General features: G+C 73.1%; 11 protein-coding genes. 8 read left to right on the plus strand and 3 right to left on the minus strand.

The window, feature by feature from the left end; genetic code table 11:
• Positions 1–145: 145 nt before the first annotated feature.
• Positions 146–817, minus strand: coding sequence for a bifunctional DNA primase/polymerase (locus F8274_RS27565; protein ID WP_151465285.1), 672 nt, complete (start codon positions 815–817; stop codon positions 146–148).
• Positions 818–1059: 242 nt separating this feature from the next.
• Between F8274_RS27565 and F8274_RS27570 the strand changes: the two genes are divergently transcribed.
• The 7 genes from F8274_RS27570 (at position 1060) to mctP (ending at position 7933) form a co-directional block, all read left to right on the plus strand.
• Positions 1060–2286 (plus strand): helix-turn-helix domain-containing protein, encoded by a 1227-nt coding sequence (locus F8274_RS27570; protein WP_151465286.1) that lies wholly within the window; start codon positions 1060–1062, stop codon positions 2284–2286.
• Positions 2287–2383: 97 nt separating this feature from the next.
• Positions 2384–2965: a flavoprotein gene (locus tag F8274_RS27575; RefSeq protein WP_151465287.1), complete on the plus strand. Its 582-nt coding sequence runs from the start codon at positions 2384–2386 to the stop codon at positions 2963–2965.
• Positions 2966–3068: 103 nt separating this feature from the next.
• The gene (locus tag F8274_RS27580; protein ID WP_151465288.1) at positions 3069–3941 is read left to right on the plus strand and encodes a Nif3-like dinuclear metal center hexameric protein; all 873 of its coding nucleotides are present in this window, start codon (positions 3069–3071) and stop codon (positions 3939–3941) included.
• The gene (locus tag F8274_RS27585) at positions 3931–4668 is read left to right on the plus strand and encodes a zinc ribbon domain-containing protein (RefSeq protein ID WP_151465289.1); all 738 of its coding nucleotides are present in this window, start codon (positions 3931–3933) and stop codon (positions 4666–4668) included. The genes F8274_RS27580 and F8274_RS27585 overlap by 11 nt, the downstream gene beginning before the upstream one ends.
• Positions 4669–4673: 5 nt before the next feature.
• Complete coding sequence (locus F8274_RS27590) at positions 4674–5864, plus strand: bifunctional RNase H/acid phosphatase (protein ID WP_151465290.1); 1191 nt, start codon at positions 4674–4676, stop codon at positions 5862–5864.
• Between the two features lie 168 nt (positions 5865–6032).
• Positions 6033–6278 (plus strand): DUF3311 domain-containing protein, encoded by a 246-nt coding sequence (locus F8274_RS27595; protein WP_091269096.1) that lies wholly within the window; start codon positions 6033–6035, stop codon positions 6276–6278.
• Positions 6278–7933, plus strand: coding sequence for a monocarboxylate uptake permease MctP (gene mctP / locus F8274_RS27600; RefSeq protein WP_151465291.1), 1656 nt, complete (start codon positions 6278–6280; stop codon positions 7931–7933). Before F8274_RS27595 ends, mctP begins: the two co-directional genes overlap by 1 nt.
• A 52-nt stretch (positions 7934–7985) precedes the next feature.
• Here mctP and F8274_RS27605 read toward each other — a convergent pair whose 3' ends face one another.
• Positions 7986–8453, minus strand: coding sequence for a MarR family winged helix-turn-helix transcriptional regulator (locus F8274_RS27605; RefSeq protein WP_151465292.1), 468 nt, complete (start codon positions 8451–8453; stop codon positions 7986–7988).
• 58 nt (positions 8454–8511) lie between these two features.
• Here F8274_RS27605 and F8274_RS27610 point away from each other — a divergent pair, with 58 nt between their 5' ends.
• Positions 8512–9744 carry an MFS transporter gene (locus F8274_RS27610; RefSeq protein ID WP_151465293.1) on the plus strand — a complete coding sequence of 411 codons (1233 nt, stop codon included), beginning with the start codon at positions 8512–8514 and terminating at the stop codon, positions 9742–9744.
• Between the two features lie 43 nt (positions 9745–9787).
• Here F8274_RS27610 and F8274_RS27615 read toward each other — a convergent pair whose 3' ends face one another.
• Entirely contained in the window at positions 9788–10549 is a 762-nt protein-coding gene (locus tag F8274_RS27615; RefSeq protein ID WP_151465294.1) for a sulfite exporter TauE/SafE family protein, read from the minus strand.
• Between the last annotated feature and the right edge of the window lie 26 nt (positions 10550–10575).

Here is a 10575-nt window from a genome sequence, read left to right on the forward strand (position 1 = left end):
GCGCCGGTGCGGCGGTGGCTCGGTGCCGCCGCTGTGGCGGGCCGCGTCGTCCTCGGACATCCTCCACCCCCGCTCCGGCGCTTCTGCTCCCTCGCCAGGCACAACGAGTGCGACGCCGGTGAGGTCGCTGCTCGGGGGCCGCCGGTCAGCAGCCGCGCCGGGGGAGGGGGAGCTGACCGGGAAGCAGTTCGGGGGCGAGCGTGATCCCGGCCGCCCGTAACGCCGCGATGAGCGCGTTCTGCACCAGGTACGAGTCGGGCAGCCGCCAGCGCGCCTGCTCGGGGGCGACCGCCCAGCGGACCGTCCCCTCGGGCAGGCGGGTCGGCGGGGCCGGGATCCACGAGCCGGGACCGTGCCGGACCACGTGGAAGCAGTGCTCCAGCTCCGGGCGCAGCGGGTCGCCGGGGCGCACCAGGAACATCCAGCGGCCGGTGGGGGTGACCAGCACCGGCCCGCGTACGCCGAAGCCGGCCGGATGGGTGGCGACCGTGTCGAGCACCCGCCGGCCCAGGTGGGCCGCGACCTCCAGGACGTCGAACGCGCCTCCGGTGGGCAGCAGCACCCCGTGCGGGCGGCTGCGCCACCAGGTGGCCACCCGGGCCGGGTCGGCGCTCGCCGCGTGCTCCCAGTTCTCCAGGGCGGGGTGGCAGCCGACCGTGGGGCAGCCGGCCCGGCCGCAGACGAAGCGGCTGTTGGCCAGGCAGGCGCCGGGGGTCACGGCCCAGCCGTGGGCGGCGTAGCGGACGGCGACCCGGCGCAGCCGGACCCGTTCCAGCGGCGACAGGTGAGCCACGCGCGGTCCGACATTCCCCCACATGTGTCCCATCCCCTCTCGCCCGCCCGGAACTGTCCACACACCACACGTCGAACGCCGTCACTGCCGTAACCCACGCTCGTTGAGCTGACGAACGGCTGATGCAACTTGCACGAAAACTACGAGAACTGGCTGTACGGACGACGTACAGACTGTGCGACCAGCGAAAACCTGAGAACCGACGGCCGTTGCGAAGGTCGACCGGGGGAGATCAGCCGGACGCGGGCAGGGGGAGGGATGGCGAGATGGACGAGCTACCCATAGGCCGGCGGGTGGCGTACTGGCGGAGCCGGCGCAAGATGTCCCAACAGGTCTTCGCCGACCGGCTCGGCAAGTCCAAGAGCTGGGTGGACAAGGTGGAGCGCGGCGTCCGGCGGCTGGACAAGTTCTCCGTGCTCTACGAGATCGCCGACATCCTCCAGGTCGACGTGCAACTGCTCCTCGGCAAGGACCCGGAGCGGCGTACCGACGCCCTCAACTGCATCGACCAGGTCGAGGTCGAGGAGATCCGGGCCGCGCTGGAGCGCTACGACTCGATGAGCGCGTACTTCGACGCGGCGCCCTACCCCCCGCCGCTGACCGACATGCGCAAGGCGGTCAACCACGCCTGGCTCACCTACCAGTACGGCCGCTACGGCATGCTCACCCGGGCCCTGCCCAAGCTGCTGCGCGACGCCCAGGCCGCCGACGCCGGCTACGGCGGCGACCAGGCCCGGGAGGCCGCCCACCTGCTCGGCCAGGTCTACCAGATCGCCTCCTCGGTGCTGCGCAAGCTCGGCGAGTGCGACCTGTCCTGGCTGGCCGCCGACCGCTCGATGGCGGTCGCCCAGCGGGCCGACGACCCCCTGCTCGCCGGCATCGCCACCACCCGGGTGTGCAACGCCCTCGTCGCCATGGGCCGCCCCCGCCCCGCACTCGAACTCAACGTGCGGATCGCCAACCGGCTGGCCCCGGGCGGCGAGAACGACGTCCGGCCGGAACGCCTCTCGGTCTACGGGATGCTGCTGCTCCAGGGCGCCATGGCCGCGGCCCGCATCGGCGACTCGGCGACCGTGGACGACCTGCTGACCGGGGCGGCCGAGGCGGCCACCCTGCTCGGCGGGGACCACAACCACTACTGGACCTCGTTCGGCCCGACCAACCTCGAGCTGCACCGGGCCGCCGCCGCCGTCGAGCTGGGCGACGGCGGCCGGGCGGTGGAGACCCACCACCGGCTGGCCGAGCCCGCGTTCAACGCGCTGCTGCCCGAGCGGCGCGCGCACCACCTGCTGGACATCGCCCGCGGCTTCGCCCAGGTCGGCGACGTCGCCAACGCCGGGGACATGCTGCTCCGCGGCGACCGGCTCGCGCCCTCCGAGATCCGTTGCCGGCCCATCGCCCACGAGGTGATGTCGGACGTACTCCGTCGCACACGGGGTGCGCCGCCTCCGCCGATCGCGGAGTTGGCTGAGCACATGGGAGTCGGAGTATGAGTGAGCGCAGCGAGCGAATCAGCGGGCACAGTGCGGCCCCGCCTCAAGCCGACGCCGACCGCAGGGGAGGCGGCGGCTTGAGCGCGGGTCGGGCCGGATGAGCGGTCCGCACACCAGCAACGGGCACCGACCGGTGCTCTACGTCATCGCCTGCGGTTCGCCGCTGGCCCGTCACGTCGGCCGGCTGGTCGACCTCGCCCAGCAGGACGGCTGGCAGGTCTGCGTGGTGACCACGCCGGACGGCGCGAAGTTCGTCGACCGGACGGCGCTGGCCCGGCAGACCGGTCACCCGGTCCGCACCCACTACAAGAACCCGGGTGACCCGGACGTGCTGCCCCCGGCGGGCGCCATGCTGGTCTGCCCGGCGACGGTCAACACCGTCAACAAGTGGGCGGTCGGCATCGCCGACACCCTCGCACTCGGCCTGCTGGTCGAGGGCCAGGGGATGGGGGTGCCGATCGCGGCCGTGCCGTACACCAACGTGGCGATGGCCGCCCACCCGGCGTTCCGGGCCAGCCTGGCCCGGCTGCGCGAATGGGGCGTCCGGGTCGTCTTCGGCGACCACGTGGTGCCGCTGCACCCGCCGGGCACCGGTGAGCGGCACCTGGACACCTTCCCGTGGGGGGCCGGCCTGGCCGCCCTCCGCGTCGCGCCACGCCCGGCCGCCCCGGTGGGCTGAGGTGCAAGCAGGGGCCCCTTGTTAACGCATTCCGTTGTACAGGGGGCCCCTCCTGACCGCCATCGGGCATGTCGGCCGCCCGGCGCCGGTAAGCTGGCCGGCCGTGAGCACAACCGGATCGTCGCCCACGGTCGCCGACGTGGTGGCCGCGCTCGACCGGCGCTACCCGCCCGCCTGGGCCGAGGAGTGGGACCGGGTCGGGTTGGTGCTCGGTGAGCCCGACGCCACGGTCCGGCGGGTCGCCTGCGTGGTCGACGTGGTCCCGGAGACGGTGGCCGAGGCGCTCGCCGCCGGGGCCGACATGATCGTTGCGCACCACCCGCTGCTGCTGCGCGGGGTCTCGTCGGTGGCCGCCACCACGTACAAGGGGCGGATCGTGCACCGGCTGATCAAGGCCGACGTGGCGCTGTACGTGGCGCACACAAACGCCGACGTGGCCGACCCCGGGGTGTCCGACGCGCTGGCCGCCCGGTTCGGGCTGACCGGGCTGCGCCCGCTGCACCCGCCCCGCCCCGGCTCGCCCGCCGCCGGCCCCGGCCGGGGCATCGGCCGGATCGGCAAGCTGCCCACCCCGCTCACCCTGGCCGAGCTGACCCGGCACGCCGCCGCCGTGCTCCCCGTCACCGCCTGGGGAGTTCGCGCCGCCGGGGATCCCGGGCGTATGGTTCGTACCCTCGCCGTCAGCGGCGGCTCGGGGGACAGCTTCCTCGCCGAGGCGACCGCGGCCGGGGTGGACGCGTTCCTCACCGCCGACCTGCGCCACCACCCCGCCGGAGAGCACCTCGCCGCCGGCGGCCCGGCCCTGCTGGACGCCGCCCACTGGGCGACCGAGCGACCCTGGCTGGACGACCTGGCCGCCCACCTGCGGGACGAGCTGGGCGTCGAGACCACGGTGTCCGACCTGGACACCGACCCATGGACCGTGCACGCCGCCGCACCCGACCGGACGACAAGGAGCCCCGACCGTGAAGGCTGACCCGAAGGTGCAGCGCCGCCTGCTCGACCTGCAGGGGATCGACACCGCCCTCGCCCAGCTCGCCCACCGCCGCCGGACGCTGCCGGAGCTGGCCGAGCTGGAGGCCCTGGCGCGCGAGCTCTCCGCGCTGGAGGACGAGCGGGTCCGCGCCCAGGTGGCCGTCGACGACCTGGACCGGGACATCGCCCGGCTGGAGAAGGACGTCGACCAGGTCCGGGCCCGCAAGAGCAAGGACGAGAACCGGCTGGCCGCGGGCACCGGCCCGGCCCGTGAGCTGGAGGCGCTCCAGCACGAGCTGGCCTCGCTGAACCGCCGGCAGGGCGACCTGGAGGACGCCGAGCTGGAGCTGATGGAGCAGCGGGAGACCGCGCAGGGCGTGCTGGACGGCGTCGAGCGGCGGATCGCCGAGGCCCGGGACCGGCGCGTCGCGGCCGAGCAGCGCCGCGACGACAGCCTCGCCGAGATCGCCAAGGACGAGGAGTTCAAGCGCGGCGCCCGCCAGCCGCTCGCCGGCGACCTGCCGGCGGACCTGGTCGCCCTCTACGACAAGATCCGCACGGACACCGGCCTCGGCGCGGCGCTGCTCACCGGCGCCCGCTGCGGGGGCTGCCGGCTGGAGCTCTCCGGCGCCGACCTGGCCCGGATCCGCAAGGCCGACCCGGACGACGTGGTCCGCTGCGAGGAGTGCCGGCGGATCATGGTCCGGACCAACGAGTCGGGGCTGTAGCCGTCGTGGCGGTGCGCGCGGTCGTGATCGAGGTCGACGGCGGCTCCCGGGGCAACCCGGGGCCGGCCGGTTTCGGCGCGGTGGTCCGGGACCCGGCAACCGGCGAGGTGCTGGCCGAGCGGGCCGAGGCGATCGGCATGGCCACCAACAACGTGGCCGAGTACCGGGGCCTGATCGCCGGGCTGGAGGCAGCCGCCGAGCTGGGCGCGGCCGAGGTGGAGGCCCGGATGGACTCCAAGCTGGTGGTCGAGCAGATGTGCGGCCGCTGGCAGATCAAGAACCCCGGGCTGCGGCCGCTCGCCGCGCAGGCCGCCGGCCTGGTCGGCCGCTTCGCGAGCGTGCGGTTCACGTGGGTGCCCCGGGAGCGCAACAAGCACGCCGACGCACTGGCCAACGCGGCGATGGACGCGGCCGCGGGGCTGGCCCCGGCCGGGCCGGTGGTGGAGTTGCCGCGCGAGGTCGCGGCCCCCGAGCCGGCCGTGCGCGAGGTGGCCGCCCGGGCCGCGACCGGCCGGGCCACCGGCACCGACCCGGCCACCACGCCGGCCTCCTGGGAGCCGCGCCCCACCGAGGAGGCCACCCGACTGATCCTGGTCCGGCACGGCGAGACCGAGCGGACCGTGCAGAAGCGCTACTCCGGGCGCGGCGACGTGCCGCTGACCGACCGGGGACGGGCCCAGGCCCGGGCCACGGCCGCCCGGGTGGCCGCCCTCGCACCGTCGGTCGCGGCCGTGGTCAGCTCCCCGCTCGCGCGCTGCGTGGCCACCGCCGAGGCGGTCGCCGCGCTGGTCGGCAACCCGCCGGTACGCCCCGACGACGACCTGATCGAGTGCGACTTCGGGGTCTGGGAGGGGTGCACCTTCGCCGAGGTGCGTGAGGGCTGGGCCGGGGAACTGGACGCCTGGCTGGCCTCCACGAGCATCGCCCCGCCGGAGGGCGAGTCGTTCGTCGCCGTCGCCGAGCGGACCGGCCGGGCGGTCGACCGGCTGCGGAAGGCGTACCCGGGGGAGACCGTCGTGGTGGTCTCCCACGTCTCGCCGATCAAGCTGGTGCTGCGCGACGCCCTCGCGGCCGGCGACGCCTTCCTGCACCGGCTCTACCTGGACACCGCGGGCGTCTCGGTGCTCGACCTCTACCCGGACGGCGGCGTCGCGGTCCGCTCGGTCAACGACACCTCCCACCTGGCCGACCTCTGACCGCCTCGGCGCGCCTGACGCCGCGCCGCAACCCTGAGCCGCGGCCGTTCGGCGCACGCGGGCGGCCGCTCGGCGCATCGCCGTCCTCCGGTAGAACGTGACCGCACTCACAGGGTCGTAGCCTCCGGCCGTCACATGGCAAGTTACGAGTTCCCGGAGGTGTGTCACATGGCAGCACCAGAACCGGAGGCGCCGACAACGGCGCGATCCAGGGCGAAGGACCACAGTCCCTGGAACTGGTTGCTCTTCATACCGATCGTGGTGCCGCTGATCCCGGCCTTCTTCAACGCCGACTCGCCCCGGCTGTTCGGCTTTCCGCGCTTCTACTGGCTGCAACTGGCCTGGATCATCCTCGGCGTGGCCACCACCACGCTGGTCTACCAGATGACCAAGAAGCGGGGAGGTGACCGCTGATGTGGCGCGACCACCTCACCGAGATCATCGTCTTCAGCCTCCTCTTCCTGCTGGTCAGCGCCATGGGTTTCGTGGCGGCCCGGTGGCGGGCGCCGCGGGACATGGCCCACCTGGACGAGTGGGGCCTGGGCGGCCGCAGCTTCGGCGGCTGGATCACCTGGTTCCTGGTCGGCGGTGACCTCTACACCGCGTACACCTTCGTGGCGGTGCCGGCGCTGATCTTCGGGGCCGGGGCGGCGGGTTTCTTCGCCGTGCCGTACACGATCGTCATCTACCCGCTGGTGTTCCTGGTGCTGTGCCGGCTCTGGTCGGTCTCGCACCGGCACGGCTTCGTCACCCCGGCGGACTTCGTCCGCAACCGGTTCGACTCGCCGATCCTCGCGCTGCTGATCGCGATCACCGGCATCGTGGCGACCATGCCGTACATCGCCCTGCAGCTGGTGGGCATCGAGGCGGTGCTCAAGACGATGGGCGTGACCGGGGACAGCGCGCTGGCCCGGCACCTGCCGATCATCATCGCCTTCGCCATCCTGGCGGCCTACACCTACCAGTCCGGGCTGCGCGCGCCGGCGCTGATCGCCTTCGTCAAGGACTCGCTGATCTACATCGTGATCCTGGTGGCGGTCGTCTACCTGCCCTACAAGCTGGGCGGCTGGGGTGACATCTTCGACGCGGCCGACGCGAAGTTCAAGGCGTCACCGGCGCCGGGGGACGGCATCCTGCTCAACGCCAACAACCAGCTCCAGTACGTCACTCTGGCGTTCGGCTCGGCGCTGGCGCTGTTCCTCTACCCGCACAGCATCACCGGCGTGCTGGCCAGTAAGAACCGGGACGTGATCAAGCGGAACATGTCCGCGCTGCCGGCGTACAGCCTGCTGCTCGGGCTGATCGCGCTGCTCGGCTACATGGCCATCGCGGCCGGCGTGAAGCCGCTGCCCGGCGCCAAGGCCGGCAGCGTCGACGGCAACACGGTGGTGCCGCTGCTCTTCGACAGCCAGTTCCCGGACTGGTTCGCGGGCGTGGCGTACGGGGCCATCGGCATCGGCGCGCTGGTGCCGGCGGCGATCATGTCGATCGCGGCGGCGAACCTGTTCACCCGCAACATCTACAAGGAGTACCTGAAGCGGGACGCCAGCCCGGCGCAGGAGGCGAACGTCTCGAAGATCACCTCGCTGGTGGTGAAGGTCGGCGCGGTGGCGTGCATCGTCTTCCTCGACCCGCAGTTCTCCATCGACCTCCAGCTCATCGGCGGCGTGATCATCCTGCAGACGCTGCCGGCGGTGGCGCTGGGCCTCTACACCCGCTGGTTCCACCGGGGCGCGCTGATCGCCGGCTGGGTGGCCGGCATGGGGCTCGGCATGTGGATGCTCTACCAGATCGGGAACCCGGCGACCGGCAAGAAGCACTTCGCCGGCTCGGCCTTCCCGCTGGAGAAGTTCGGCTTCGACACCACGAAGACGATCTACGTGGGCATCGTGGCGGTGCTGGTCAACCTCGCGGTGGCCGCGCTGCTCACGCTGGTGCTGCGGGCCGCGAAGGTGGCCGACGGGGTGGACGCCACCACGCCGGACGACTACTTCGCCGACGAGGGCGACCCGCGGGTCACCCCGGGCACGGAGCGAGACGCGGACGTCGCCCCCGAACCGGTCGCCTGAGCTGCCGCGAGGCCCCGGTCGCCAGGACGGCGGCCGGGGCCTCGCCGTGCGTTCAGCGGCGGCGGGTGCGTGATTCGAGGGCCTCGTTGAGCCGGTGCAGGAGGTCCGCGAGGCTCTCCCGGTCGGCCGGTGACCAGGCGGCCAGGATGTCGCCGTAGAGCCGGGTGCGGGCCGCCCGTACGGCGGCCATCCGCTGGAGGCCGGCCGGGGTCGGTGAGATCACCGTGCCGCGCCCGTCGGCCGGGTCCGGGGTACGCGCGATCAGCCCGTCCCGCTGCATGGCCGAGACCTGGCGGGTGACCGTGGAGCCGTCCAGGTTCAGCTTCGTGGCCAGCGCGGAGACGTTCTGCGGGCCGGCGCCGGCCAGGTGCCGCAGGATCACGTACGCCGCCCGGTCCAGCACCCGGTGCTCGGCCGTGCCGCTGGCCCGCCGGGTCGCCTCGCCGAGGCGCATGAGCAGCGCGACCTCGGTCTCGATCCGGCCGAGTGTGACATCTTCCGCGTGGGCGTCGTCCCTCATAGCTGTATGATACAACTGATTTACCTGTAAGATACAGCTATCTGTCTGGAGGCGCGGAGTGGATCGGCGATCCGAACCCAACCGCAGTGCCATCTACGCCACCACCCTGGTGGCCTTCCTCGCCATCGCCGGCATCGCCGTGGTGGACCCGATCCTGCCCGCCATCGGCGAGGCGATCGGCGTCACCGCCTGGCAGGTCGAGTTGCTCTTCACCGCGTACATCGCGGTGATGGCACTCGGCATGATCCCGGCGACCCTCGCCAGCGGGAAGTTCGGCTTCAAGCCGGTGCTGATCACCGGCGTCTCGGTGGTCGGCCTGGCCGCCATCCTCGCGTCGTTCAGCAACGACATCGTGCAGCTCTCCGTGCTGCGCGGCGTCTGGGGCCTGGGCAACGCCATGTTCTTCGCCACCGCCATGGTGGTGCTGGTCAACCTTGCCAACGACCGGGAGTGGGTGGTCGGCCTCTTCGAGACCGCGCTCGGTCTCGGCTTCGCCGTCGGCCCCCTGATCGGCGGCCTGCTCGGCGAGGTGTCCTGGCGGCTGCCCTTCTTCGTCTGCGGCGTGTTCATGGTGCTGGCGCTGGCCGTCGCCTCGCGCAAGCTCCGCGAACCGGCCAACCGGCAGGCGCCCGTACGCCTCGACTCGATCTTCTCCACCTACCGCAAGCCGGCGTTCATCACCCTCTGCGTGGTCACCGCCGCCTACAACTTCGTCTTCTTCGTGGTGCTCGGCTACACGCCGCTCTACCTGCACCTCGACGTCATCCCGCTGGGCCTGGCCTTCACCGGCTGGGGCCTCGGCCTGGCCGCCGGCATCCTGCTGATCGGCCACCGGCTGGCGCACCGGATCGGCGCGGTGCAGACCGTCGGCGTCGCCATCGCCGGCCTGCTGGTCTGCATGGTTCTCTTCGCCACCTCCACCGGCACCGCCATGTCGCTGGTGGTCCTGGTCCTCGCCGGCCTGTTCATGGGCCTGGCCAACGCCAACCTCACCGACCTCGCCCTGGGCCTCGGCTCCAGCGACCGGCGGGTCGCCACCGGCGCGTTCAACCTGGTCCGCTGGGGCGCCGCCGCGCCGGCCCCGATCATCTCCGGCAAGCTCGCCGAGCACTCGCTCGCCCTGCCGTTCTGGGTCGGGTTCGGGGTGCTCGCCGTCGGCGTGGTGGTCTACCTCGCCTTCGCGCACGTGATGGCCGCCGGCTACGGCGAGCGGGTGCTCTGGTCCCGGTGGAACTCCGCCGCCCGACGCAACGAGCACGCACCGGAGGAGCCGGTCGGCGAGGCGTACTGATTCTGCGGAGGGGCCCTTCCTGCCGGGGCCCCTCCCGGGTCGGTCAGCCCAGGGCGCGGTAGAGCAGGTGGAGGCCGATCACCGTGCCGAAGACGACGATGAGGGTCCGCAGCACCACCGGCGGGAGCCGGCGGACCAGCCGGGCGCCCACGTACCCGCCGACCAGGGTGGCCGGCGCGACCACCGCGACGGCGGCCCAGTCGACCGGCCCGAAGAGCGCGAACACCACAAGCGTGGTCAGCCCCACCACGGCCGAGAGCAGGTTCTTGATGGCCGACACCCGGGCCAGCGTGGCGTCCAGCACCAGGGCCAGACCGGCCACCAGCATCACCCCGAGCGCCGCGCCGAAGTAGCCGCCGTACACCGTGCCCAGCGCGACCATGGCCTGCACGGTGACGGTGCGGCGGCGCGGGCTCAGGTCGGCCGGATGGCCGACCAGCCGGCGCAGCGGATCCTGGAAGGCCAGCACGGCGGTCGCGCCCAGCACCAGGAACGGCACCACCAGTTCGAACGCGCGGGCCGGGGTGGCCAGCAGCAGCACGCAACCGACGATCGTGCCGGCCACCGCCGTCGGCAGCAGCGGCCAGAGCGCCCGCCCCCGGGGCAGGTCCGCCCGGCTGCCCGCCACGCTGGCCACGTAGCCGGGGAAGACCGACACCGAGTTGCTGACGTTCGCGGGCACCGGGGGCAGGCCGATCGCGATCAGGGCCGGGAAGGTGATCAGGGAGCCACCCCCGGCCACCGCGTTCACCGTGCCCGCGGCGAGACCGGCGGCGACCAGCAGCGCGACGTCGGAGAGGTCCATGATCCCGCAGGCTAGCCCTCCCGACC

The sequence above is a fragment of the Micromonospora sp. AMSO31t genome, assembly GCF_008868175.1.
Lineage (GTDB): Bacteria > Actinomycetota > Actinomycetes > Mycobacteriales > Micromonosporaceae > Micromonospora.